The following is a 23,594-nucleotide window of genomic DNA, read 5'->3' as shown; positions in this document are numbered from 1 at the left end:
GGTGGTTGCGGCGCGGTTGCCCAGGTCGTTGCCGTGTGGTTCCGCGGTGAAGCGGGCATGGAATACACATGCGGTGCTTGAGCGGGCGGTACCACCTCGGCGCGAAACTCGGCGAGGGCGGCATGGCAAGTGTCTGGCGGGCGCACGACGGCGTCCTCGACCGGGACGTCGCGGTCAAGCTGCTCACCCCCGAGCACGCCGCCGACCCCGAGGCGTTCGACCGCGCCCGCAACGAGGCCCGCTCCGGCGCCCGCTTCGCCCACCCCAACGTGGTGGCCGTCTACGACTTCGGCACGTCCCGCCGCGGCGGCCGGGGCACCGCGTACCTGGTGATGGAGCTCGTCGAGGGCCCGCTGCTCGTCGACGCGATGCGCGCCGGCCCCCTCGACTGGCAGGTCGCGGTCAGGGTCTGCGCCGAGGTCGGCGCGGGCCTCGCCGCCGCGCACGGCCACGGCATCGTCCATCGCGACGTGAAGCCGGCGAACGTCGTGCTGACCCCCGCGGGCGCGAAGATCCTCGACTTCGGGGTCGCCGCCCCCGTCGGCCACCCGTCGGAGCGGATCGTGTTCGGCACCCCCGCGTACCTGGCCCCGGAGCGCCTCGACACCGGGCCCGCCAGCCCCGCCACCGACGTCTACGCCCTCGGTGTCCTGCTCTACCAGTGCCTGACCGGCCGCATCCCGTGGCCGGCCAGCACCGACGAGCAGGTCCTGCGCGCCCACCGGTTCACCCCGCCGGAGGTGCTGCCGCCGATCCCGGGCATGCCCCCGGAGATCGCCGAGCTGTGCACGTCATGCCTGTCGAAGGTCCCCGAGTGCCGGCCGACGGCGGTCGCCCTCGCCCTGATCCTGGCCGCCGCCGTCGACGTGTCGGTCCACGTCCCGCCGGTCCTGACGCACCGGCCGCGCCCGCTGCCCCACGCGCTGGACGCCCCGACGCTCGCGACCGATGTCATCGGATGAATCTCGAAAGGCCAGCCCTTGTGTTTCGTGGCTTGCGCCTGATACACATCAAACCTCCGATGTATTTGGGGGTCTTGTGCGAGGAGAATTCGACGGGCTCGCCGCCGTCGTCACCGGGGGCGCGTCCGGGATCGGGCTCGCCACGGCGCTGCACCTGGCCGAGCGCGGCGCCCGCGTCGCCTGCCTCGACCTGCGGCCCGGCGAGCTGCCCGAGCCGCTGATCGGCATCACCGCCGACGTGTCCGACGACGCCACCGTGCGGGCCGGCATCGCCGCCGCCGCCGAACGGCTCGGCGGCATCGACATCCTGGTCAACAACGCGGGCATCGGGGCCATCGGCACCGTGGAGAGCAACCCCGACGACGAGTGGCACCGGGTCCTCGACGTCAACGTCGTCGGCCTGGTCCGGGTGAGCCGGGCCGCGCTGCCGCACCTGCGCCGCTCCGCGCACCCCGCGATCGTCAACACCTGCTCGATCGCCGCCCACGCCGGCCTGCCCGACCGGGCCCTCTACAGCGCCAGCAAGGGCGCCGTGCAGGCGCTGACCGCGGCGATGGCCGCCGACCACGTGCGCGAAGGCATCCGGGTCTGCTGCGTCAACCCCGGCACCGCCGACACGCCCTGGGTGCGCCGGCTCCTCGACCAGGCCGCGGACCCCGCCGCGGAGCTCGCGGCGCTCAAGGCCCGCCAGCCGACCGGCCGCCTGGTCAGCGCCGAGGAGGTCGCGCACGCCATCGCCTACCTCGCCAGCCCCCTCGCCGGGGCGACCACCGGCACCGTGCTGTCCGTCGACGGCGGCATGCACGGCCTGCGACTGCGACCCCCGGCGTGAAGCTCGGGCTCGGCTGCGCCCAGCTGGGCAACCTGTACCACGAGATCGACGACGAGCGGGCGCACGCGACCGTCGACGCCGCCTGGGACGCCGGGGTGCGGCTCTTCGACACCGCGCCGCACTACGGGCTCGGCCTGTCGGAGCGGCGGCTCGGCGAGGCACTGCGGGGGCGGCCCCGCGACCAGTACACCGTCAGCACCAAGGTCGGCAGGCTCCTCGTCGGCGACCCGTCCTACGCCGGCGGCATGGACACCGAAGGGTTCGTGGTGCCCGCCACCCACCGGCGGGTCTGGGACTTCAGCCGCGACGGGATCCGCCGCTCCCTGGAGGCCAGCCTGGCCCGGCTCGGCCTCGACCGGATCGACGTGGCGCTGCTGCACGACCCCGAGCAGCATCCGGAGGTCGCGCTGCGCACCGGCTTCCCGGCCCTCGCCGAACTGCGCGCGGAAGGCGTCGTCGGCGCCATCGGCGCCGGGTCGAAGGACGCCGCGGTGCTGACCCGCGTCGTCGTCGAGTGCACCCCCGACGTCGTCCTCGTCGCCGGCCGCCACACGATGCTCGACCAGACCGCCGAGGAGCGGCTGCTGCCGGCGTGCAAGGCGGCGGGGGTCCAGGTGTACAACGCGGGCGTGTTCAACAGCGGGCTCCTGGCGCTGCCCGACCCGCGCGCCGACCTGCCCTACGAGTACGCCACCGCACCCGCCGCGCTCGTCGCGAAGGCCCGCGAGCTCGCCGCCGCCTGCGACCGGCACGGCACGACGCTGCCGGCGGCGGCGCTCGCCTTCGCCGCCACGGACCCGGCCGTCACCGCCGTCGTCGTCGGCGCCGACTCCCCGGAGCAGGTGCGCCGCAACGCCGCGCTCGCCGGCACCCCGCCGCCCGCGTCGCTGTGGCCGGCGCTGCGGGAGGCCGGGCTGCTGTGACGGTCATCGACGCGCACCACCACCTGTGGGACCTGGACGGCGGGTACACCTGGCTCGACGACCCCTCGCTCGCCCCGATCCGCCGCACGTTCACCCCCGCGGACCTGGAGGCCGAGCTGGCCGCGGCGGGGGTGTCGCACACCGTCCTCGTCGAGGGCGGCCGCTGCGCCGCCGATGAGGCCGCGGTGCTGCTCAGGCACGCCCTCGACACGCCGTCGATCGCCGGCGTGGTCGCCTGGGCCGACCCCGTGGACCTGCCCCTGTCGCGGTACCGGGAGCTGCCGGGCGCGCAGCACCTGGTGGGGTTGCGCGCACAGGTGCAGGCCGAGCCGGCCGGCTACCTGGACCGGCCGGACGTCCGCGACGGGCTGCTGGCGATCGGTGCCGCCGGCCTCGCCTTCGACCTGGTCGTCCGGCACGACCAGCTCGCGGAGGCGGCCCGCCTCGCCCGGGACCTGCCCGACGTCCGGTTCGTCCTGGACCACCTCGGGAAGCCCGCGATCAGCTCCGGCGGGCTCGACCCGTGGCGGCGCGACCTGGCGCTCCTGGCCGGGTGCCCGAACGTCACGGCGAAGCTGTCAGGGCTGGTCACCGAGGCCGACCGGGCCACCTGGACCGCGGCGGACCTGGCCCCGTACGTGCGGGCCGCCGTCGAACTGTTCGGACCCGCACGGCTCATGTTCGGGTCGGACTGGCCCGTCTGCCTGCTCGCAGCCTCGTACCGACGCGTCCTCGACACCATGCGGGACCTGCTGCGCGACGTGCTGCTGGACACGGACGACGCGGGTCGCGCGGCAATCTTCGCCGGGACCGCCACCGCGGTCTACCGGCTGGACACCGGCACGGCGGGCGATACAGTCGCCCCGGAGGAATCCATGAGGGAAACATGGCACTGACCGACGAGGCGATCGACAAGATCAAGGGCATGATCACCTCCGGTGAGCTCGGCCCCGGCGACCGGCTGCCGAAGGAGGCCGACCTCGCCGAGCGGCTCGGCCTGTCCCGCAACTCGCTGCGCGAGGCGGTCAAGGCGCTGTCGATGATCCGCGTCCTGGACGTCCGGCAGGGCGACGGCACCTACGTCACCAGCCTCGCCCCGGACCTGCTCCTCGACGCGCTGAGCTTCGTCGTCGACTTCCACCGCGACGACACCGTCCTGCAGTTCCTCGAGGTGCGCCGGATCCTGGAGCCCGCCGCGACCGCCCTCGCCACCGAGCGGATGACCCCCGCCGACGTCGCGAAGCTGCAGACGGTGCTCGACCAGCTCGGCGACGACCCGACGATCGAGGCGCTCGTCGCCAACGACCTGGAGTTTCACCGGCAGATCGCGGCCGGCTCCGGCAACGCCGTGCTGTGCTCCCTCATCGACGGGCTGTCCGGCCCCACGACCAGGGCCAGGATCTGGCGCGGCCTCACCCAGGAGGGCGCCGCCGAACGGACCCGCGAGCAGCACCAGGCGATCGTCGACGCGATCGGCGCCCGCCAGCCGGAGCTCGCCCGCTCCTGGGCGACGATCCACGTCGCGGGCGTGGAGGAGTGGCTGCGCCGCGCGCTGTGAACCGTGCCGCGGGCCGTCGTTTCGCTCAGGTCGGACGTATCACCGCCGATCGGTGAATCCGTGGAGCGTGCAGAGTCGCGGCGTTCGAAACGGCGGTGGCTGGCCGACCAGCCGGTGGCCAGGAAACTCCTGGTGCTGGTGTGCTGCGGCGTCGGGGCCGTCGTCCTCGGCGTCGGGGTCAGCAGCCTCGGCGAGGTCAACGCCAGGGCCGGCGACCTGTACCGGAACAACCTCGTGCCCTCGTCGCACCTCGCGGCGATGAGCCAGTCGGCGATGAAGGTCCAGGGCGACGTCGCGAACCTCGCACTGTCCAACGGGCCCGTGGCCAGCAAGGCGTTCCAGGACGGCATCGCCGCCTCCGACGCCGCCGTCGACAAGGAGCTCGCCGCGTACCGGTCGACGGTCGCGACGACGAGGCAGCGGCACCTGCTCGCCCGCTTCGAGATCTGGTGGGGCGCGTTCCGCAACATCCGCGACCACCGGCTGCTGCCGCTCGTCGCCGCCGGTGACATCCCTGGCTTCCAGGCCGCTTACCTCGGCGACGGCGCCACCGTCTCCGCGAACGCGATGGCGGCCCTCACCGACCTGCTCGCCTACGAGCAGGCCAGCGGCCGGTCCGGCGCCGGCCACGCCGCCGACGCCTACAACCGGGCGCGGATCGCCATGATCGTCGCGCTGCTCGCCGGGCTCGCCGCGGCGATGCTGCTCAGCCGCTACCTGACCGGGCTCATCGTCCGGCCGATCCGCCGCGTCCACGCCGTGCTGACCGCCGTCGCCGCCGGCGACCTGACCGCCGAGGCCGACATCCCGCAGCGCGACGAGGTCGGCGACATGGCCCGCGCGTTGAACGCCGCGACCGCCAGCACCCGCGAGGCGGTCAGCAGCCTCGGCGACAACTCCGCGACGCTGTCCGCGGCCGCAGAGGAGCTCACCGCGATCAGCCGGCAGATCGACACCAGCGCCACCGACGCCAACTCCCGCGCCTCACTCGTCGCCCGCGCCGCCGGCGGGTCAGCGAGCACGTCGCCGCCGTGGCCAACGGCGCCATGGAGATGGGCACCGCGATCGAGGAGATCTCCCGCAGCACCGCGCACGCCGCGACCGTCACCGCCACCGCCGTCTCGATCGCCGCCACGACCAACGAGACCATCGGCAAGCTCGGCGCCTCCTCCGGCGAGATCGGCGAGGTCATCAAGGTCATCACGTCGATCGCCGGGCAGACGAACCTCCTCGCGCTCAACGCGACGATCGAGGCGGCCCGCGCCGGCGACTTCGGCAAGGGCTTCGCCGTCGTCGCCCAGGAGGTCAAGGACCTCGCCCGCGAGACCGCACGGGCCACCGACGACATCGGCAAACGCGTCCAGGCGATCCAGCTCGACACCGAGGACGCCGTCAACGCGATCAGCCAGATCGGCGAGGTCATCGCGCAGATGAGCGAGTACCAGCACTCGATCGCCGCCGCCGTCGAGGAGCAGGCGGTCACCGCCCGCACCATGGGCCACAGCGTCGACGAGGCCGCCGGCGGGTCCGTCGACATCGCCACCAACATCTCCGGCGTCGCCGACGCCACCAGGTCCACCAACGAGGGCGTCACCAGCACCGGCGAGGCCGTCGACCAGCTGGCCCGGATGGCCTCCGACATGCGCGGCCTCGTGTCGCGCTTCAAGTACTGAGGATGCGTATGCGACGCCTTGTTGCGCTGCTGCTCTCGCTGTCGGTGCTGTCCGGCTGCACCGAGGCGCTCAAGACCGGCGACGAGGGTTTCTCCGCGCGGGTGGCACTGCTGCTGCCGGAGCGCAAGGCCAGCCGGTACGAGGCGGGCGACCAGCCCTACTTCGCGCAGAAGCTGTCGGAGCTGTGCCCGGCCTGCGAGGTCGACTACCGCAACGCCGAGCAGGACGCCGCGACCCAGCTGCAGCAGGCCCAGGACGCGCTCGCCAAGGGCGCCAAGGTCCTCGTGCTCACCCCCGTCGACAGCGTCGCCGCCGGCCAGATCGTCTCAGCGGCGACCGCGAAGGGCGTGCCGGTCATCTCGTACGACCGCCTGGTGCTCAAGACCGCGGTCGACTACTACATCTCCTTCGACAACGCGAAGGTCGGCGCGCTGCAGGCAGCGGCGCTGCTGCAGGCCCTCGGCCCGAAGGCGGCGGCGGGGGAGATCCTGTGGATCGACGGCTCACCCACCGACAACAACGCCACCCTGTTCAAGCAGGGTACCCACGCCGGTCTCGACGGCAAGGTCCGCGTCGCCGCTGAGTCCGACACCGCCGAGTGGAACCCCGACAACGCGAAGGCGTGGACGGCCCGCACCCTGCCGACCCTCCGGGGCGGCACGATCGTCGGCGTGTACGCCGCCAACGACGGCACCGCGGGCGCCGCGATCGCCGCGATGAAGGCTTTCGGCTTACCGCAGGTGCCGGTGACCGGGCAGGACGCGGAGACGGCGGCGCTGCAGCGGATCCTCGTCGGCGACCAGTACATGACCGTCTACAAGGCGATCCGCACCGAGGCCGAGACCGCGGCGGCCCTCGCGAACGACCTGGTGCGCGGCAAGCGGCCGGCCGCGCCGGCGAGCGTCGACAACGGCGCCGGCCAGGTCCCGTCGATCCTGCTCGACCCGGTGGCCGTCACCAGGGACACGATCTCGTCCACGGTGGTGAAGGACGGCTTCGTCACGCCTCCGGCGCTGTGCGCGGGCGCCTACGCGGAGGCGTGCAAGGCGGCGGGGATCGCCTGAGCCCCGGGTCTTGTGTTTGTTGGCTAATGGCATTAGCTTTAAAGCTATGGAACTTAGCTTCGCTGTTGAGGGTGGCCGCATCGGGTACGACGACAGCGGCAACGACGGGCCGCTCCTGCTGTGCCTGCCCGGGATGGGCGTCACGCGGATGACGTACGAGCTGATCCGGCCGCTGTTCGTCGACGCCGGCCACCGCGTCGTCACGATGGACCTGCGCGGCGCGGGCTCCTCCGACGCCGTCTGGTCCGACTACTCACCGGAGGCGATCGCCCGCGACGCCGTCGCGCTCCTGCGCCACCTCGACGCCGGCCCGGCCGTGCTGCTCACCAACTCCTACACCGGCGCCAGCGCGGTCTGGGCCGCCGCCGAGGCTCCTTCGCTCTTCCGCGCGATCGTGCTCTGCGCCCCGTTCGCCAGGGTCATGCCCGCGCCGAACCCCGTGATGCGCCTGGCGATCGCCGCCGTCGGCCGCTTCCGTCCACTGTGGATGCTGTACTGGTCGAGCCTGTTCAAGACCCGCAAACCCGCGAACCACAAGGCGGAGCGCGCCGCCCTCTCCGCGAGCCTCGCCGAGCCCGGCCGTATGGCAGCATTGCGGGCGATGTTCGCCGCCGACGTGTCCGTGTGCGAGGCCCGCATGGGCGAGGTCCGCACGGCCGCCCTGGTGCTCATGGGCACCAAGGACCCCGACTTCCCCGACCCCGCCGCCGAGGCCGCTCTGGTCGCCTCCCGCATCGGCGCCACCGTCACGATGATCGACGGCGCCGGCCACTACCCGCACTCGGAGTTCCCCGCCGAGATCGCGTCGGCCGTCCTCGCGTTCCTCAACCAGCCCGCCACCCATGCCTAGGCCAGCCCTGAGCCGGCCGCGGCTCATGCCTAGGCTAGGTCTGATCCGGGACGTGCCCAGGGTTGGTCTGATCCGGGATATGGCTAGGTCGGGCCTGAGCCGGGAGGTGCCCGGGGCCGGTCTGAGCTGGGACGTGCCTAGGGCCGATCTGAGCCGGGATGCGCTCCATGTCTGGGTGAAACTGGGGCGGGACGCGGTCGTCGACGCCGCGCTGGCCCTCGTGGACGCGGCCCATGCCTAGGGCGGGCCTGAGCCGGGACGCGGTCGTCGACGCCGCACTGGCCCTCGTGGACGCCGAGGGCCCGGCGGCGCTGACCCTCGCGGCGGTCGCGGCTCGGACTGGGGTGGCCACGCCGTCGCTGTACAAGCACGTCGGCAGCCTCACCGACCTGCGCAACCTCCTCGCGGTGCGCCTCCTGGACGAGTTCACCGCCGCCGCCACCACCGCCGTGCTCGGCCTCAGCGGCGACACCGCCCTCGAAGCCCTCATGCGCGCCTACCACCGCTACGCGATGACCCACCCGCACCGCTACGCGCTGCTGCCGCAGGCCCCTGACCCCGACCCGGCGGTCACGGCCGCCGCGGACAGGTTCGTCGAGGTGTGCTTCGCCGTGCTGCGCGGCTGCGGCCTCGCCGACGACGAGCTCGTCCACGCCACGCGGATCGCCCGCGCCGCCATGCACGGCTTCGCGGTCCTGCACACCTCCGGCGGCTTCGGCCTGCCCCAGTCCGTCGACGCCACCCTCGACCGCCTGATCGCCACCGTCGTCCACGGCGTCACCGCCGCAGCCCCGCACTGAGCCCCGCCCTGAGAGCCCCACGCGGCAGCCGTACACGGCAGCTGCACGGTGAACTCCGCGCGGCAGGGCCCCACGCGGCAGCCGCACAGTGAACTCCGCGCCGCCGGTGAACTCCGCGCGGCAGGGCCCCACGCGGCAGCCGCACAGTGAACTCCGCGTCGCAGAGCCCCGCGCGGCAGCGTCGCAGGGCCCCGTACGGCAGCCGCACGGTGAACTCTGCTCCGTAGCCTGACACTAACCCCAGCGCGTAACTCCGTGGCCCCGTCTGCCCGCTGTGGCCGGCGCCTGGCTTCCCGGGCGCGGGCCTGAGTGCGGGCCGGCGGCGGACCGGCCGGACTCGTCGCCCTTGGGTGGGGCGGGCAGAGCGACGACTCGCGACCCCATCACACGACTCCGGCGGGTGCGGCGCCTGCTTACCTAAGCACCGTACCAACGCCAACCTAATTGATCTTCGATGGCGTCACCACCACTTTACGCTGCGTTCCCTTGCCGCCCAAACCGGCGGCTCGTGCTCACTCGTGGGGGAGCAGGAAGCGGTGGTTGACCTGGAAGCGGGTGCCGTCCGGGGTGGCGAGGACCGGCCAGCTCGACGGGTCGGGGTGGGGCAGGGCGCGCAGGAGGGCGCGGGCCTGGCGGCCGCGGAGGTCGAGCTGGGCGACGAACTCGTCCTTGCCCAGGCGGGGCAGCGGCACGTCCGCGGGCCACTGGGCCACGGGGGACGGGCGGGTCGACGGCGGTGGGGTCGACGGCTGCTGGGCCGGGTCGAGCTTGACGGCGATGAGCCGCACCGCGTCGGGGTGGTAGGACGAACCCGTCCGCAGGGTGCGGTCGCGCAACTGGGCCAGGTGGTCCAGCAGTGAGTACGACGCCTGCGGGTACGCCCTGTCCGACCGGGTCTCCTCGAGCCCCTCGTACTGGGCACGGAAGCGCCGGCCGTTGCCACGGACGGTGAAGACCGTCGACGGCACGTCGGCGATCATCGGGGCGCCGGGGCGGCGGCGGGAGTTCGCGGGGTCGCGCAGGACCAGCAGGGCGTGGTTGCGCAGTGAGCGCAGCGTGCCCTGGCTGATCTTCAGCCGGCGGGTGGCGTCGGCGATGAGCGTGCCGTCCTCGTAGGCGGCGAGGCGCGCGGGGCGCAGCGCGGTCCAGCCGGCGGGGACGAACCCGCCGGTCAGCTCCCAGGTGAGCAGCGGCTGCGGCCGCCGTCCCGCCTCGGTGTCCTCCGGCGCCGCCACCGCGATCGCGGCGCCGCCGACGGCGGCCGTGAGGCCGACCGCGCCCGCCCCCAGCAGCAGACTCCTGCGGTTCATGCTTTCGTCGCTCCCGTCCGGCCGGGCCTCGTGCCCAGCCACTGGTGACCTTAACGACAAAACGGACTAAAGGACTCAAAGATGAGCGTAATGAACATATTGAAGCTGTTGGTAGGGTTCGAGGATGGAGGATCGCTGGCACGCACCGCTGCGGCACATCAAGGGCAGGGAGCTCAGCGGCGACACCCGGCAGACCACCGGCATGACCCGCCTGGAGGCGGTCTCCGGCAAGACCGTCGGCTCCGAGAAGGTCTGGATGGGGCAGACCCACGTCGCCCCCGCCACCAGCTCCGGCGACCACCACCACGGCGAGGCCGAGACCGCCATCTACGTCGTGTCCGGCCATCCGGTCTTCGTGTTCGCCGAAGGCGGCCGGGAGGTCAGGATCGAGACCGAGCCGGGCGACTACGTCTTCGTGCCGCCGTTCGTGCCGCACCGCGAGGAGAACCCGGGCGCGGAAGAGGCGGTCGTCGTCATCGCCCGCAGCAGCCAGGAAGGCATCGTCGTCAACCTCCCCAGCCTGTTCGCCGACGAGACGGGCTGACCGCCGACGAGACCGGATTGACCGCCAGCGAGACGGGCTGACCACTGACGAAGCGGGCTGACGGCCGGCCGCTTCCGGTGGTGGCGCGCGCTTTTCGCATCCCTGGAGTGTCCACGACGTCACGGACCTCGATGGTCCAATCGCCTGCCATTGCTGTCGTCGGTACCGCTCCGACGCGCCGGAGGGCGGGGTGACATCGCGTGTGAGATCGATGATGAGCGGTCGATGATCTCGTTTCGACGCCATAGGTTCCGAACTACACCGCGGTTCATTCCGGGTGTTGACAACAGTTCGGTCTCGTCCAGGTTCCTGGAAAGCCCTTGCCTCAGTCGCAGGGCGGGTCGCGCTGGCGGCCACAGGATGCACAGCTGAGTCCTGGACCTAGCGTTGGAGCACGTTCTGTCCTCAGTTCTCCGCCTCGTCGCGGTTTCAATAGTCCTGTCCGCCGTCGTCCTGCCCGCACCCACCTCGGCCGCCGCCAGTCGTCAACCGACCGCCGCCGCCGAGATCCCGCAACAGCTCGCCGCACGCACACCGGTGCTGCGCGCGGACCGGTTCTTCGAGCGGCGCAACCCGCCGGTCCGGCCGGTCATCCAGACCGCACAGGCGGTCCAAGCCGTGGTGAAGGCCCCGAAGGTCAAGGCCACCAACCAGGCGCAACCCAAGCAGAAGCCCAAGAAGCCCGCGGTGCCGCAGGTGCAGACGCCGGTCGTCGCCGGGTCGGTGAGCGCCGTTCTGGCGTACGCCCGAGCGCAGCTCGGCAAGCCGTACGTGTGGGCCGCGGCCGGGCCGAACTCGTTCGACTGCTCGGGGCTGGTCGTGGCCAGCTATGCCCGGGCCGGCATCAAACTTCCGCACCAGACCGGCGGCCTGATCGGCCGCGGACGGTCGGTGTCCCGGGCCCAACTGCAGCCCGGAGACCTGGTGTTTCCCAGCTCGGGCCACGTCGGCATCTATCTGGGTGACGGCATGATGATCCATGCACCGCACCCCGGCGACCACGTCCGGATCGCCAAGGTCTACGCGTTCTACGCCGGGCGCCGCATCATCGGCTGAGCCCTGCGAGGGCCGCCGTCACACGGCAGCGAAGCCTGCCGCGCCTGAGCGAGGATGCCGCGCCGCAGTGCAGCTGCCGCGCCGCACCGAACCATGAACGCCGGCGCGCCCGATGAAACTCCGCCCCGCCGCCCGCCGCATTGCCCAACACCCGGAACTGCCCGGCATCGGGTTCACCGGTTGTATCGGCGGGCGGCGGTGGTGGCGACTGCGAGCGAGTCCCTGACAGTGAGTTGCGTGGATGAGTCGCTTGCGATGGACATGTGACGCGGATAGTCTTCTCACATGACTATACAACTGCGATCGCCGAGCTACTTCGTGCTCGCCGCGTTGTTGGACGGGTCGCTGCACGGATACGTCATCATCAAGCGGGTCGAGGCACTGTCGGACGGGTCGGTCCGCCTCGCCGCCGGCTCGCTGTATGCAGTGCTGGACCGGCTCGCCGAGGCAGGCCTGGTCGAGGTGGTCAGCGAGGAGATCGTCAACGGGCGGGCCCGGCGCTACTACGCGCTCACCGCCGACGGCGGCGCCGCCCTGCAGGAAGAGGCGGCCCGGCTCGCGGCCGCCGCGAAGGTCGTCACCAACGCAACGGCCCGGCGCCGCGCCATCAACACGGCGGTGAGCCCCGCATGAGCACCCCGCACCACCACGACGAGCCCGGCACAGGCGAGACCGGCACGAGCGCACGCCGCCACGGGGGCGGCGAGCCCGGCATGCCCACACCCGCCCACGACGAGGCGGACACGCCCACACCCGCCGACGAGGCCCGCACACCCACACCCGCCGGCGAGGCCGACATGAGCGCACGCCGCCACGGGGGCGGCGAGCCCGGCGTGAGCGCCGACAGCCAGGCCGGCACGAGCGCAGGCACGAGCACCGGCCCCGAGGCCGTCCTCGCCCGCCGCTACGAGGCGCTGCTGCGGGCGTACCCCAAGGCGTGGCGGACCGGGCGCGGCGAGGAGATGCTCGGCACCCTGCTCGACGCCGCCGAGCCCGGCCGCCGGACGCCGAGCCCGCGCGAGGCGGCGAGCATCCTGGTGCAGGGCACGAAGGAGCGGTTCGGCCTGCGGCGCCACCGCACCGCCGGCGCGGTCTGGTCCGAGGGGCTGCGCATCGGCGCCCTGGTCCTGCAGGCGCAGTCGCTCCTCGCGCTGCTCTACTTCCTGCACGACATCCGCCTCGACGTCTACTTGTCGACCATGGTCGTCTGGGGGGTCCTCACGGCCGCGTTGGGCGCCGGCGCCATCCTCGCGCTGCTCGCGGGCCGGACGGTCACCGCGACCGTGCTCACGGGCCTGTGGACCGCCGTGCCGTTCGCGTCCGACGGCGTCTCGCACCTGCTGCTCACCGCGTTCGTCGTCCTCGTCGGCCTCAGCATCGCCGACCGGGGCCCCGAGCGGCGCAGGATCTCCGCGGTCTGGCTGGTCGCCGCGCCGGTGGGCCTGCTGATGTGGCTGGGCTACGTCCTGCTCACCGGTTCCTACTACTCCCCGGCGTACGGCCTCTTCTACCCGGTCGCGCTGCTGGCCGCGATCACCGTCGGCGTCGTGGCGGACCCGCGCCTGCCGATCGCCGTCGCGGTCCTGACCTTCGTCGTGATCCTCGACAACTCGGTACACCTCCCGGCGCCACTGGACACCTACTGGGCGGCCGACACGTTGACGTGGCGGCTCGGGCCCACGATCGGCGTCCTCGCCGCGATCACCGTGGCGCTGCTCGCGATCGGCCATGTGCGGGCCCGTCGGCTGGCCCGGATCTGACGAGCCGGATCTGATCCACCGGGTCCTATGCTTGCCGGATGAGCGCGGAGCACCGCCTGGCGAGGGCCCGGGAGCTGTACGAGCGGAGCGTCCTCGGCGACGACCACGACGCGCTGCCCACCGCCGACCGCGAGCTCGACGCGGTCGAGGCGGACCTCGCCCTGGCCCGCGGAAGGGTCGTGCACGCCCGGTTCCTGCGGGACAGGGTCGAGGACCCGGCGGAGCTGCCGCTGTTCTCCCGCGCGGCGCAGCTCTACCAGCAGCTCGGCGACGCGCGCGGCGAGGGTGAGGCGCTGTTCTGGATCGGGTGTTTCCATCAGGTGGTCCGCCAGGACGACGACGCGGCGGTCCCCGCGCTGCAACGGGCGAGAGTCCTCGCGAAGGCCGAGGACGACACGCTCACCCTGTCGTCGGTACTGCATCACCTCGGCATCTCCGCGCACCTGGCGGGACGGCTCGACGAGGCACGCGAGCACCTGCTCGACGCGGTGCGGCTGCGGGAACGGGCCGGTCACCACGCGGGCGTCGCGGCGAGCCTGCTGACCCTGGCGCAGCTGGAGGCGGCGGCGCGGCGGCACGACGAGGTGCCGTCTTTGCTGGAGCGGGCGGAGCGGCTCGCCGCGGAGCACGGCGCCGCCGCCGTCGCACGCCAGGTCGGTGAGGCCCGCCGGGCGCTCGGCTACGATCGCGCCTCATGAGCATGATCACGCAGTACGCGCGGCTGCGCGACGGCGACCTGGCCGACCTGCGCGTCCTGCTGCGCACCGATCATTTCGCCGCGAACGACCAGATCACCGACCGGCCGCACGTCGACGTCGACAAAGCGTGGGGCGGGCTGGAGTTCCTGCTCGCCCAGATCGACGCGCCCGTCGACGTGATCAGCGGCGGCGTGCCGATCACCGACGAGCAGTGGGGCTACGACTCGCCGCGGGTGCTCACCCCCGAGGAGGTCGCGACCGCCGCCGGGTTCCTCGACGTCACCCCGTTCGCCGACCTCGCCGCGCACTACGAGCCGGCGGCGCTGACCGCCGACGACGTGTACCCGATGATCTGGCACGAGCCGGGGTCCCTGGACTACCTGCGGTCGTCCTACGAGACCCTGGTCGCGTTCTTCCACGCCGCCGCGGCCGACGGCGACAGCGTCGTCATCTGGATGAGCTGACGCTCCGGAGCTCTGGCTGAGCTGACGCCCCGAGGTCAGGCGCGGGCGCCGCCGAACCACTTCAGCCGCAGCGCCCGCAGCAGCAGCCCCGGGCTGGCGAGCGCGTTCGGGTGGTCCAGCATCGTGGTCACCCGGTTGAGCTTCTGGCTCGTGACGGAGTCCGTCATGGACGCCTTGAGGATGACCTCGCTGGCCCACTTGATGACCTTGTAGCCGCGCGGCTGGCCGCTGGTGATGTGCGGCAGCCCGAGATCGGCGAACGTCGACACCTGCCAGGCCGCGTCGACCACCACGCGGACCCGCTCGAAGTAGCCGCGGGCCGGCTCGGTGGCGAGGTCGGGCCCGGTGCGCAGCCACTCCGAAAGGCACGACGCGTGCAGCGTCGCGGACGTCATACCCTGGCCGTACACGGGGTTGAACGACGCGACCGCGTCACCCGCCGCGATGATCCCCGTCGGCAGTCGGTCGACCTGGTCGAAGTCGCGCCGGCGGCTGTCGGCCTGGTGATACGTGATGACGTTGCCGATCATCTTCCCGCGCTCGGCGATGTCGCCGAACATCGTCGGGAAGTACTGCCGGCAGCGCTTCGCGAACTCCTCGACGTCGCGGCTGGGCCGGTCCGCGTCGTAGCCGGCGACCAGCATGATCCAGCGGTCGCCCTCGACGGAGTTGATGCCGCCGATGCGGGCGACCCGGTCCTTCGCCGGCGTGGTCTGCGAGATCGCGATCCACGTGTCGCTGACCGCGGGGTCGCGCTCGAACAGGGCCGACGCATAGTTGAGCTTGATCGGCATGCGTTGCATCGGTGCGCGGGGCCAGCCGTGCGCCTCGAGCCAGTCGTTGAGCGAGCTCGCCCGACCCATCGCATCGACGACCAGGTCGGCGGCGAGCTCGACGGCCGCGTCCTGTCCTCCGTCTGCGTTTGCGGCGTCGGTACCGGCGGCGCCCTGCCGCCCGCCGTCGTCGGCTCCGGTGGCCGGGGTGCCCGTCGCCGCCGGGACGTAGCGGGCCCCGACCACGCCGCCACCCTCACCGGGGGCGAACAGCAGGCCGTCGGCCCGCCCGTACACCATCCGGACCTTCGGGTTCTCCAGGACCCGGCGGCGGACCTGGGCCTCCAGGAACGGGCGGGTGGTGATGAGGATCGGCTTCTCCGGCGGCGGCTCGGTGGTCACGCGCAGCTCGTCGTTGATGAAGATCTTCGCGTCGGTGCGGCCCTCGTCGGGGGCGCCGGCCGCGATCGCGCGCTCGGTGAAGTCCGGCCACCAGCGGTCGAGCTGCACCTGTCCCGCGGGCAGCAGCGCGTGGACCTGGCTGCCCTGCGGCACACCCGGGCGCGGGCCGGCGTTGACGTCGGTGTCGTCGCGCTCGACGATGACGACCTCGTCGGCGTGGTCGGCGAGGACCCGGGCGGCCATCAGGCCGGCCATGCTGCCGCCGAGGACGACCGCCCGCCGCATGAGGATCTTCGTCTCGGCCGGCGGGTGCGGCGTGTTGATCTCCGCGAAGCGCTGCGCTGCTGTGGCTGCCACATCGAAGATCTTACCCAACAGGCGAAGAACCTTCTCAATGTGTCTCTGAGCTGGACATTTACGATCGTGTCAAGAGACCCCCTTGGATCGCACTATGGTCGTCGAAATCTTGCGGGGATCGCATCGAAGTATTGCGTGAAGCTGCGGGTTGCTGGCAGGATTCCAGCCCAGAAGCCGACATCGGCAGCACCGCCAACCGCGCCGTGACACCGCGTGGGCTGCTCAGTGCCGGTCCGCGGGTCCGCCTGCCCGCTGCACCGCCGATACAAGCCCCCGCCCGCCCCGTCGCCAGTCAGCCGTCCCGCCGCACCGTCGTCAGCACCAGCCGCAACGCGAGCCCGGAGCGCCAGCCGCAGCACCATTCGCGGCACGGGCCGCGGTGCCGTTCGCGGGCCCGACCGCCATCGGGCCGGCGCCGCCGACCGTGCCCCGCGGGACCCCGGACGCCGCGACGGGCACACCCGAGGAGTCCACATGGGAGTTTCCCGCCGCTCCGTCATCACCACCGCGCTCGCCGGGACGGCCGCCACCGCCCTGCCGATCGCGGCCGCAACCCAACCGGCCGAGGCCGCGAGCCCGCCCGGCGACGTCGTCGGCAAGGTCACCGTCGGCTACCAGGGCTGGTTCGCCGCCCCGGGCGACGGCGCCCCGATCAACGGCTGGTGGCACTACAGCCCCAACTGGTCGCAGCCGCCCGCCCCCGGCGCCTGCTCGATCACCTGCTGGCCCGACATGCGCGACTTCACCCGCGGGTACCGCAGCAACTTCGCCAACCTGGGCAACGGCCAGCCGGCCAACCTCTTCTCCTCCTACGACCAGCAGACCGTGGACACCCACTTCCGCTGGATGCAGCAGAACGGCTGCGACGTCGCGGCGTTGCAGCGCTTCAACCCGTTCGGTGGCGAAGGACCGACCCGTGACGCGATGGCGGCGAAGGTCCGCTCCGCCGCGGAGGCGACCGGCCGCAAGTTCTACATCATGTACGACGTCACCTGGTGGCTGACCATGCAGTCGGAGATCAAGACCGACTGGACGACGAAGATGTCGGCGTACACCGCCTCCTCCGCCTACGCCCGCCAGAACGGCAAGCCCGTCGTGTGCATCTGGGGCTTCGGCTTCAACGACGACGGCCGCCCGTTCACGCCCGCGCAGTGCCTCGACGTCATCAACTGGTTCAAGGGCCAGGGCTGCTACGTGATCGGCGGCGTCCCGACCCACTGGCGCCTCGGCACCGACGACTCCCGCGCCGGGTTCATCGACGTGTACCACGCGTTCAACATGATCTCGCCGTGGATGGTCGGCCGGATCAGCGACAACAACGGCGCCGACTGGTTCTACACCAACCGCGTCCTTCCCGACCTCGCCGACCTCAACGCCCGCGGCATCGACTACCAGCCGTGCGTCATCCCCGGCGACCTCGCCGCCGGCCACCGCCGCCACGGCGAGCTGATGTGGCGCCAGTTCTACAACCACACCCGCGCCGGCGTACCGAGCGTCTACATCTCCATGTTCGACGAGTTCAACGAGGGCAACCAGATCGCGAAGACCGCCGAGAGCGCCGCGTGGCAGCCGACGAACTCCGGGATGCGCGCCCTCGACGAGGACGGCACCCCCTGCTCGTCGGACTACTACCTGCGCCTCACCAACGACGGCGGCCGGATGCTGAAGGGCCAGGTCGCCCTGACCGCGACCCGCTTCACGGTGCCGTTCCCGACCGGCCCGGACCAGACCGCGCCGAGCATCCCCGGCAACCTGCGCGTCACCGGCAGCACCGACACCACCGTCGCGCTCGCCTGGAACGCCTCCACCGACAACGTCGGCGTCGCCGGCTACCGCGTGTCCCGCGTCAACGGCTCCGGCTCGACCGCGATCGGCACCACCGGCACGCTCGCCTTCACCGCCACCGGCCTGACCGCGTCGACCTCGTACACCTTCACCGTCGCCGCCTACGACGCGGCCGGCAACACGTCCGGCGCCTCCAACGCCGTCACCGTCACCACCGCGCCGCCGCCGAACACGAACACCAACCTGGCCCAGGGCCGCCCCACGTCGGAGAGCAGCCACACCCAGGTGTACGGCAGCGGCAACGCCGTCGACGGCAACACCGGCACCTACTGGGAGAGCGCCAACAACGCCTGGCCGCAGTGGCTCCAGGTCGACCTCGGCGCCGCCACCGCCGCCCGCCGCGTCGTGCTCACGCTGCCGTCGAACTGGGGCACCCGCAACCAGACGCTGTCCGTCACCGACGGCGCCACCGGCACGACGATCGTCGGCTCCGCCACCTACACGTTCAACCAGTCGACCGGCAACACCGTCACCATCACCCTGCCCAACACCACCAGCGTCCGCTACCTGCGCCTGAACTTCACCGCCAACACCGGCTGGCCCGCCGGCCAGATCTCGGAGTTCCGCGTCTACACAGGCTGACCCCGACCCCCCTGACCGACGCCGACGGTCAGGGCCCAGGGCGGGTGGCGACCAGGCGTCCGGCCGCCACCCGCCCGCTGTAACGCTGTAATTCCCCCCACCGCTGCCGCGGCGGGGCCCGGCGGGGATTCTCACCCGCAGCCCCAATGCGCCGCTCCGCGACGCACTGCCCGCGCTATGGCGCGAGGCAGACCAAGCGGCGCATACGCGCCGCATCCGGTGCCCGCCCTCCTCCCTTCCCCATGATCCGGAAGAGTTTGTGTCGTCATAGCAGCACAAAGTCTTCCGGATCATGAGAATCCCGCGGCGCCCGTGGTGCTCCACGGTGGCGGTGTGCCCGGGCTGAGCTCATGCCTCCAACTGGTCACGGCATTGGACGGCCTCGTCGCGCACTGCCGGCGCGGATCGTCGGCGCCGCCGGCTCGCTTGGGCCGACTGCCGCCAGCCATTGCTGAAACGGCACCAGGAGGCCGCGCTGCTGACGTGGGTTGTCGACGCCGCCGGTTCTCGGGAGTCGCTTGCCGCCTGCCGCTGTTGGAGGCAGCAACCGCTGACCGCACCGCCGACGCCAATTACCGGCGCCCGCTGGCACGGTTGGTCATCCTGACCCCGCCAGCCGCTACCGGGGCAGAACCCGTTGGCCGCTCCGCCGACGTGCCCGTTGGTGCCGCCGGTCCTCCTGTGCCCGCGCCCGCCGTCAGCCGCTACCCATGGCAGTGCCGGCCGGCCGCGCCGTCGATGTGGACCATCGGCGCCGCCATTCTCCTGAGGCTGCCCGCCGCCAGCAGTCAGCCGCCACACCAGCCGCTGTTCGAGGTAGCGCCTGCTGGTCGCACTGCGGACATGGGTCGTTGTCGCCGCTGGCCCTCCTGTGGCGCCGCCGTCAGCAGTCAGGCGCTACCGGTGGCAGTGCTCGCCGGCCGCGCCGTCGATGTGGACCGTCGGCGCCGCCGGTCCTCCTGAGGGCTGCCCGCCGCCAGCAGTCAGCCGTTGCTGGAGGTGGTGCCTGCTGGCAGCATCGCTGGCGCCATCCGTCGGGGCAGGGTGGCACGGCTGGGCATCCTAAGCGGCTTGCCTGAAGTTCTGTCCGTAACCCTCGGGGAGCCATGGTGAGGTCCAGGGTGCGGCGGTGGTGAGGTTCTGATCGTTCGTGCGGTTGCGGAAGAACGCGTGGGCTTGCCGGACCCGGTCGGCCATGGTGGCCGGGGCGGTATTGGCGATGTGGTGTTTCATGGCGGCCCAGATCCGTTCGACGGGGTTGTCCTATGGGCTGTAGCGGGCGCCTTCGATGAGCAGGAGCCGGGGGTGTTCGGCGAGCCAGGCTTTGGTGATGCCGCTGTGGTGGGTGGTTCCGTTGTCGCAGATCACGGCGACGGTTGGGGCGTTGGAGGCGGTGAGCAGCTGCTGCAGGAAGTAGCAGAAGACGACCGAGACGTTCTTGACCGACACATGGTGGTGGAAGGCGCCGGTGGCCAGGTTGACCGCGCCGTGGATGGTGCGGCGGATGTTGGTGCCGGGGGTCATCACCTGGTGGCGGACGCCGCGAGGCATCCAGCAGGCCCGGACACGGGCGAGGAGGTCGAGATGGGTTTCGTCCTCGGCGAGGACGACGGACCCGGCGGGCAGGGCGGTGATCTGGCCGCGGATGGCGGCGCAGATCTGGTCGTGGTCGGGGGCGCTTTTGGCGATGAGTCTCGGTCGGCACCAGCGAGCCTGTTCACGGATGCGGCGGTACATGGTGCGCAGGCTGATCGGTGGCCGTCCGAGGGCTCGCCAGATCCGGATGGTGGTCCAGGCTTTCGGGGTGTTGAGCAGGCGCCGGATGCGGTCGCCGATGCCGTGGCTGCCGAGGTGGGGCCGGCCGCTGCGGGGCAGGTCCGGGAGTCCGGGCAGGCCGTGCAGGTCGTGCCGGGCGATCCACCGGCGGACGGTTCGCGGGTGGAAGTGCAGCACGTCGGCGATTTCGGCGGCGGACATGCCACCGGCGGACAGCAGGACCATCACCGCGCGGGCGGCGACGCGCCACTGCTGGTGCAGGGCGGTGACGAGCTCGGTGTGCTGCTCGTCGGACAGGTTGGCGTACACGTGCGCCGGACGCATACTGGTCGAGGCCTCGTCGTGGTCGGACTTGTGTGGTAACCAAATCCAAACGCGGCGAGGCCCTCCCATGCCCGCATCGATCAACTTGGGCGAGTTACGGACATAACTTCAGGCAACGCGCTTAGCGCCGCTGGCCTGTCGCAGCACGTGGTCGCGCACCGCCGCCGGCCGCCGCGGGAGCAGCGTCCGCAACACCATCTCCGGCCGAAGGTGGTGGGCGCGCATCGGTGGATTGCGGGGTGGGGTGTGGCCGGGGTGCGTCGATTCGACGGGTCGGTCAGCGGGGTGTGGAGTGTGGTCACATGGGCGGCTCGGCGGTGCAGCGGTCGAGCCACTCGTCCATCAGGGCTTCGAACAGGGTGGGCTGGTCGATCTGGAGGTTGTGGCCGGCGACGTCGAGGACGGCGAACGTGGCGCGCGGGTAGTGGGGGAGCAGTGCGTACTGGTCGGCGTAGCCGACGGACGAGTCCTGGCGGCCGCACAGGATCAGTGTCGGGCGTCCGAACGGTGCCGGGCCCTCCGGTCCGTCGGTCAGGTGCCAGTGCTGCTCGAAGCGGGCGATCGCCGCGTGGTCGGTGAGCTGGATGGCGGGCGCGATCTCGTCGTGGAAGCGGTGCAGCGTCTGCGGAGTCTGGACGACAGCCCCGTCGGTGTAGGCGGCCCGGGTGGCGGGGTCGAGGTCGTCGAGGAGGCCTGGGGTGGAGCGCAGCACCTGGTGCGGCGGGCGGACCCGAAGGTCGCGGTCCAGGGTCTGGCCGACGGGGCAGAGGAGGGCCAGGCCGAGGACCTGGTCGGGCAGGGTGCGGGCGACGGCGCGGGCCAGGTAGCCGCCGAAGGACTCGCCGACGAGGAGGAACGGCGCGGCGCCCAGGACGGTGCCGACGAGGGTCAGGACGGCGGCGAGGATGTCGTCGGTGGTGGTGGCGGTGCCGGCGGGGGTGCGGCCCATGCCGGGCAGGTCGGGGTAGAGGCGCCGGTAGCCGGGGCGGCGGGTGAAGAGGGGCTCCAGACAGCCGGACATGATGCGGTGGTCGACGGTCCAGCCGTGCAGGGCGAGCACCGGGGTGCCGGCGCCGTGCGTGACGAGGTGCATGCCAGCATCGTGCCCGAGAGGTACGACAATTTCGGCGTGGACGACGAGAAGGCGCTCGGACCCAGACACGTGGCCGGCTCGCTCGTCGACGCCGCAGCGCAGGTGAGGACGGGTGCCGGAGGTCAGGACTGGTGCAGCAGCGCGTCGCCGACGGCGCCGTACGGGCGGGTGGCGTTGCCGCAGGTGCCCTTCGTGCGCAGTGCGGACAGGGTCAGTGTGCGGGCGGCGGTGACGTCGACGTCGAGCGGTGCGGAGGCCGTCCGGCTCACGGACACCGTCGCCGCGTCCTTGCCGTCGACCTCGACGACCAGCTTGACGACGACGTCCTTCGGTGTGATGGCGTCGAGTCCGGCGGTACCGGTGAAGCGCTTGAACTTGCCGTCCAGCGCGAACGTCACCGCCGACGGCTTGCCCTCGCAGCCGACCCAGAAGCCGGTCGAATCGGCGAAGCGGACGCCGTTGAGAGTGCTGTCGTAGGCGCGGCCCGAGGAGCCCTGGTCGGAGGCGGTCCGGCCGGCGTCGTGCAGCGGCATGTCGCCCCTCGCCGCCGTCGCCATCTCGTCGCGGAACCCGTTCACCCACGGCGCGACCGTGCCGGCGCAGATGGCGAACAGGCCGGCCACGAACGCGAGGGTGCTCAGCACCCGGATGGCCGGTGAGGGCGTGCTCCGACCGGCCGGCAGCGGCATCCCGACCCGGTGCTGCTGCGCGACCCGCTGCCACGTCGCCGGGTCGACGACGCCGGCCCGGTTGGCGAAGTCCAGACGGTTGAGCTGAAACGGCGCGGAGAGGTCCAGGAAGCTGTTGTACGTGGCTCGCCGGTCCCACGTGCGGGTGGGGATCTCGATGTGGTCATGCCGGTGGCTCTTGTCCTGACTGGTGATCTTCAGGATGGTGTACGACCGGCCGTCGCCCGCCAGCACGAGCGCGGGGCGGCGCTTCTCGCCCTCGCCGTCGCGGTACGGGACGGTGGCCCACCAGATCTCGCCCGGCTGCGGGACGGCGCCCCGGGAACCGCCCCGGTTGAGGATCCCCGCGACGATCCAGCCGACGACACCCGCCACGACCAGGACCACACCGACCGTGAACACCGCATTCGCGAGCATCGTTGCGCAACTCCCATGGATCGAAGCTCCGATCTTGTCAGAGTCCTTGTGTGAAAGGAATCCAGGCGGGCAAAGGGGCGACATGGTGGATCTTCAGTGGCTCGGTGTCGTCCGGCACGGCCAGTCGACCGGCAACGTGCTTGCGGAGCAGGCCGAGGCGGGTGGACTCGAGGAGATCGCCATCCCGGAACGTGACGCCGACGTCCCACTGTCCGAGCTCGGCCGCGAGCAGGCGCAGGCCGTCGGGCGGTGGCTCGCCGGCCTGCCCGTGCACGAGCGTCCCCAGGTGGCGGTCGTCTCGCCGTACCTGCGGACGAGGCAGACCGCCGAGCTGGCGCTGGCCGGGATGGACGTCCCGGCCGTGCTCGACGAGCGGCTCCGCGACCGCGAGCTCGGCGTCCTCGACCTGCTCACCACCCGCGGCGTCGAGGCGCGGCTGCCGGTGGAGGCCGCCAGGCGCCGCCGGCTCGGCAAGTTCTACTACCGCCCGCCGGGCGGCGAGTCCTGGGCCGACGTGCTGCTGCGGCTGCGGTCGCTGCTCGGCGACGTGCGGACCGCGCACCCGGGCGGCCGGGTCGTCCTGTTCGGCCACGAGGCGATCGTCATGCTCGTGCGGTACCTCGTCGAAGGACTCGACGAGGCGACCCTGATGCGGCTCGCCCGGGACAGCACGCTCGGCAACTGCTCGATCAGCAGCTGGCGCTCCGACGGCGAGCGGCTGCGGCCCGAACGGTTCAACGCCGTGGAGCACCTGGACCGCGACGGCACCCCGGCGACACGGCGGGAGAACGCCGACGGCTGAGCCGCGCACCACCTCATCCGGACGGTCGAGCGCGGACGGT

22 protein-coding genes and 2 pseudogenes are annotated in these 23,594 nt (G+C 72.2%); 18 read left to right on the top strand and 6 right to left on the bottom strand.

Annotated features, from left to right (window positions below):
• Positions 1-68: 68 nt before the first annotated feature.
• The 6 genes and pseudogenes from ACQEVZ_RS14670 to ACQEVZ_RS14645 all read left to right on the top strand — a co-directional run.
• Entirely contained in the window at positions 69-962 is an 894-nt protein-coding gene (locus ACQEVZ_RS14670; protein WP_433366512.1) for a serine/threonine-protein kinase, read from the top strand.
• A 76-nt stretch (positions 963-1,038) separates the two neighbouring features.
• Positions 1,039-1,794 carry an SDR family NAD(P)-dependent oxidoreductase gene (locus tag ACQEVZ_RS14665; RefSeq protein ID WP_433366509.1) on the top strand — a complete coding sequence of 252 codons (756 nt, stop codon included), beginning with the start codon at positions 1,039-1,041 and terminating at the stop codon, positions 1,792-1,794.
• Positions 1,791-2,717, top strand: a complete 927-nt coding sequence (locus tag ACQEVZ_RS14660; RefSeq protein ID WP_433366507.1) for an aldo/keto reductase — start codon at positions 1,791-1,793, stop codon at positions 2,715-2,717. Before ACQEVZ_RS14665 ends, ACQEVZ_RS14660 begins: the two co-directional genes overlap by 4 nt.
• Positions 2,714-3,613 (top strand): amidohydrolase family protein, encoded by a 900-nt coding sequence (locus ACQEVZ_RS14655; protein ID WP_433366504.1) that lies wholly within the window; start codon positions 2,714-2,716, stop codon positions 3,611-3,613. Before ACQEVZ_RS14660 ends, ACQEVZ_RS14655 begins: the two co-directional genes overlap by 4 nt.
• Positions 3,604-4,275, top strand: coding sequence for a FadR/GntR family transcriptional regulator (locus ACQEVZ_RS14650; RefSeq protein ID WP_344502654.1), 672 nt, complete (start codon positions 3,604-3,606; stop codon positions 4,273-4,275). The genes ACQEVZ_RS14655 and ACQEVZ_RS14650 overlap by 10 nt, the downstream gene beginning before the upstream one ends.
• A 3-nt stretch (positions 4,276-4,278) precedes the next feature.
• Positions 4,279-5,079, top strand: a pseudogene (locus tag ACQEVZ_RS14645) (MCP four helix bundle domain-containing protein); the annotation flags it as partial.
• On the opposite strand, the gene ACQEVZ_RS14640 reads toward ACQEVZ_RS14645, so the two are convergent.
• Positions 4,989-5,297: a hypothetical protein gene (locus ACQEVZ_RS14640; protein ID WP_433366501.1), complete on the bottom strand. Its 309-nt coding sequence runs from the start codon at positions 5,295-5,297 to the stop codon at positions 4,989-4,991. The pseudogene ACQEVZ_RS14645 and the gene ACQEVZ_RS14640 sit on opposite strands and share 91 nt — an antisense overlap.
• 9 nt (positions 5,298-5,306) lie before the next feature.
• On the opposite strand from ACQEVZ_RS14640, the gene ACQEVZ_RS14635 reads away from it, so the two are divergent.
• The 4 genes from ACQEVZ_RS14635 (at position 5,307) to ACQEVZ_RS14620 (ending at position 8,662) form a co-directional block, all read left to right on the top strand.
• Positions 5,307-5,948, top strand: coding sequence for a methyl-accepting chemotaxis protein (locus ACQEVZ_RS14635; RefSeq protein WP_433366498.1), 642 nt, complete (start codon positions 5,307-5,309; stop codon positions 5,946-5,948).
• An 8-nt stretch (positions 5,949-5,956) separates the two neighbouring features.
• Complete coding sequence (locus tag ACQEVZ_RS14630) at positions 5,957-7,012, top strand: sugar ABC transporter substrate-binding protein (RefSeq protein WP_433366495.1); 1,056 nt, start codon at positions 5,957-5,959, stop codon at positions 7,010-7,012.
• Positions 7,013-7,058: 46 nt separating this feature from the next.
• Positions 7,059-7,862: an alpha/beta fold hydrolase gene (locus ACQEVZ_RS14625; protein ID WP_433366492.1), complete on the top strand. Its 804-nt coding sequence runs from the start codon at positions 7,059-7,061 to the stop codon at positions 7,860-7,862.
• 233 nt (positions 7,863-8,095) lie between these two features.
• Entirely contained in the window at positions 8,096-8,662 is a 567-nt protein-coding gene (locus ACQEVZ_RS14620; RefSeq protein WP_433366489.1) for a TetR/AcrR family transcriptional regulator, read from the top strand.
• 512 nt (positions 8,663-9,174) lie between these two features.
• Here the strand turns inward: ACQEVZ_RS14620 and ACQEVZ_RS14615 are convergent.
• Complete coding sequence (locus ACQEVZ_RS14615; protein ID WP_354893130.1) at positions 9,175-9,972, bottom strand: hypothetical protein; 798 nt, start codon at positions 9,970-9,972, stop codon at positions 9,175-9,177.
• Positions 9,973-10,096: 124 nt separating this feature from the next.
• Here ACQEVZ_RS14615 and ACQEVZ_RS14610 point away from each other — a divergent pair, with 124 nt between their 5' ends.
• The 6 genes from ACQEVZ_RS14610 to ACQEVZ_RS14585 all read left to right on the top strand — a co-directional run bounded on the left by ACQEVZ_RS14610 (position 10,097) and on the right by ACQEVZ_RS14585 (position 14,494).
• On the top strand, positions 10,097-10,516 hold the full coding sequence (locus ACQEVZ_RS14610) for a cupin domain-containing protein (RefSeq protein WP_433366486.1): 420 nt from the start codon (positions 10,097-10,099) through the stop codon (positions 10,514-10,516).
• 387 nt (positions 10,517-10,903) lie between these two features.
• Positions 10,904-11,572, top strand: a complete 669-nt coding sequence (locus tag ACQEVZ_RS14605; protein ID WP_433366483.1) for a C40 family peptidase — start codon at positions 10,904-10,906, stop codon at positions 11,570-11,572.
• 285 nt (positions 11,573-11,857) lie between these two features.
• Positions 11,858-12,205 carry a PadR family transcriptional regulator gene (locus ACQEVZ_RS14600; protein WP_344502646.1) on the top strand — a complete coding sequence of 116 codons (348 nt, stop codon included), beginning with the start codon at positions 11,858-11,860 and terminating at the stop codon, positions 12,203-12,205.
• Positions 12,202-13,332 carry a hypothetical protein gene (locus tag ACQEVZ_RS14595; protein WP_433366479.1) on the top strand — a complete coding sequence of 377 codons (1,131 nt, stop codon included), beginning with the start codon at positions 12,202-12,204 and terminating at the stop codon, positions 13,330-13,332. Before ACQEVZ_RS14600 ends, ACQEVZ_RS14595 begins: the two co-directional genes overlap by 4 nt.
• Before the next feature lie 38 nt (positions 13,333-13,370).
• A complete protein-coding gene (locus ACQEVZ_RS14590; RefSeq protein WP_344502644.1) occupies positions 13,371-14,030 on the top strand; it encodes a tetratricopeptide repeat protein in 660 nt (219 codons plus the stop codon).
• Positions 14,027-14,494, top strand: a complete 468-nt coding sequence (locus tag ACQEVZ_RS14585) for a YfbM family protein (protein ID WP_344502643.1) — start codon at positions 14,027-14,029, stop codon at positions 14,492-14,494. The genes ACQEVZ_RS14590 and ACQEVZ_RS14585 overlap by 4 nt, the downstream gene beginning before the upstream one ends.
• 35 nt (positions 14,495-14,529) lie before the next feature.
• On the opposite strand, the gene ACQEVZ_RS14580 is transcribed toward ACQEVZ_RS14585, so the two are convergent.
• The gene (locus tag ACQEVZ_RS14580; protein WP_433366474.1) at positions 14,530-16,026 is read right to left on the bottom strand and encodes an FAD-dependent oxidoreductase; all 1,497 of its coding nucleotides are present in this window, start codon (positions 16,024-16,026) and stop codon (positions 14,530-14,532) included.
• Between the two features lie 474 nt (positions 16,027-16,500).
• On the opposite strand from ACQEVZ_RS14580, the gene ACQEVZ_RS14575 reads away from it, so the two are divergent.
• Positions 16,501-18,453: a galactose-binding domain-containing protein gene (locus tag ACQEVZ_RS14575; protein WP_433366471.1), complete on the top strand. Its 1,953-nt coding sequence runs from the start codon at positions 16,501-16,503 to the stop codon at positions 18,451-18,453.
• A 1,062-nt stretch (positions 18,454-19,515) separates the two neighbouring features.
• Here the strand turns inward: ACQEVZ_RS14575 and ACQEVZ_RS14570 are convergent.
• The 3 genes and pseudogenes from ACQEVZ_RS14570 to ACQEVZ_RS14560 all read right to left on the bottom strand — a co-directional run bounded on the left by ACQEVZ_RS14570 (position 19,516) and on the right by ACQEVZ_RS14560 (position 22,752).
• Positions 19,516-20,553 (bottom strand): annotated as a pseudogene (locus tag ACQEVZ_RS14570) (IS630 family transposase).
• 298 nt (positions 20,554-20,851) lie between these two features.
• Entirely contained in the window at positions 20,852-21,646 is a 795-nt protein-coding gene (locus tag ACQEVZ_RS14565; RefSeq protein WP_433366468.1) for an alpha/beta fold hydrolase, read from the bottom strand.
• A 122-nt stretch (positions 21,647-21,768) separates the two neighbouring features.
• Positions 21,769-22,752: an NPCBM/NEW2 domain-containing protein gene (locus tag ACQEVZ_RS14560; protein WP_433366465.1), complete on the bottom strand. Its 984-nt coding sequence runs from the start codon at positions 22,750-22,752 to the stop codon at positions 21,769-21,771.
• An 82-nt stretch (positions 22,753-22,834) separates the two neighbouring features.
• Between ACQEVZ_RS14560 and ACQEVZ_RS14555 the strand changes: the two genes are divergently transcribed.
• Positions 22,835-23,554 carry a histidine phosphatase family protein gene (locus ACQEVZ_RS14555; RefSeq protein WP_354893152.1) on the top strand — a complete coding sequence of 240 codons (720 nt, stop codon included), beginning with the start codon at positions 22,835-22,837 and terminating at the stop codon, positions 23,552-23,554.
• The last annotated feature ends 40 nt before the right edge of the window (positions 23,555-23,594 follow it).

It is taken from the genome of Dactylosporangium sp. CA-152071 (assembly GCF_050936335.1).
In the GTDB taxonomy this organism is placed as follows: domain Bacteria; phylum Actinomycetota; class Actinomycetes; order Mycobacteriales; family Micromonosporaceae; genus Dactylosporangium; species Dactylosporangium maewongense.
The sequence above is the reverse complement of the archived record's forward strand: the minus strand, read 5'-3'. Positions and strand labels throughout refer to the sequence as shown.

What these genes read in the sequence shown, in the direction of transcription:
- ACQEVZ_RS14670 (WP_433366512.1), top strand. Translation starts at nt 69, where the DNA reads ATGCGGTGCTTGAGCGGGCGGTACCACCTCGGCGCGAAACTCGGCGAG.
- ACQEVZ_RS14650 (WP_344502654.1), top strand. Translation starts at nt 3,604, where the DNA reads ATGGCACTGACCGACGAGGCGATCGACAAGATCAAGGGCATGATCACC.
- ACQEVZ_RS14630 (WP_433366495.1), top strand. Translation starts at nt 5,957, where the DNA reads ATGCGACGCCTTGTTGCGCTGCTGCTCTCGCTGTCGGTGCTGTCCGGC.
- ACQEVZ_RS14625 (WP_433366492.1), top strand. Translation starts at nt 7,059, where the DNA reads ATGGAACTTAGCTTCGCTGTTGAGGGTGGCCGCATCGGGTACGACGAC.
- ACQEVZ_RS14620 (WP_433366489.1), top strand. Translation starts at nt 8,096, where the DNA reads ATGCCTAGGGCGGGCCTGAGCCGGGACGCGGTCGTCGACGCCGCACTG.
- ACQEVZ_RS14615 (WP_354893130.1), bottom strand. Translation starts at nt 9,972, where the DNA reads ATGAACCGCAGGAGTCTGCTGCTGGGGGCGGGCGCGGTCGGCCTCACG.
- ACQEVZ_RS14610 (WP_433366486.1), top strand. Translation starts at nt 10,097, where the DNA reads ATGGAGGATCGCTGGCACGCACCGCTGCGGCACATCAAGGGCAGGGAG.
- ACQEVZ_RS14600 (WP_344502646.1), top strand. Translation starts at nt 11,858, where the DNA reads ATGACTATACAACTGCGATCGCCGAGCTACTTCGTGCTCGCCGCGTTG.
- ACQEVZ_RS14595 (WP_433366479.1), top strand. Translation starts at nt 12,202, where the DNA reads ATGAGCACCCCGCACCACCACGACGAGCCCGGCACAGGCGAGACCGGC.
- ACQEVZ_RS14590 (WP_344502644.1), top strand. Translation starts at nt 13,371, where the DNA reads ATGAGCGCGGAGCACCGCCTGGCGAGGGCCCGGGAGCTGTACGAGCGG.
- ACQEVZ_RS14585 (WP_344502643.1), top strand. Translation starts at nt 14,027, where the DNA reads ATGAGCATGATCACGCAGTACGCGCGGCTGCGCGACGGCGACCTGGCC.
- ACQEVZ_RS14575 (WP_433366471.1), top strand. Translation starts at nt 16,501, where the DNA reads ATGGGAGTTTCCCGCCGCTCCGTCATCACCACCGCGCTCGCCGGGACG.
- ACQEVZ_RS14565 (WP_433366468.1), bottom strand. Translation starts at nt 21,646, where the DNA reads ATGCACCTCGTCACGCACGGCGCCGGCACCCCGGTGCTCGCCCTGCAC.
- ACQEVZ_RS14560 (WP_433366465.1), bottom strand. Translation starts at nt 22,752, where the DNA reads ATGCTCGCGAATGCGGTGTTCACGGTCGGTGTGGTCCTGGTCGTGGCG.
- ACQEVZ_RS14555 (WP_354893152.1), top strand. Translation starts at nt 22,835, where the DNA reads ATGGTGGATCTTCAGTGGCTCGGTGTCGTCCGGCACGGCCAGTCGACC.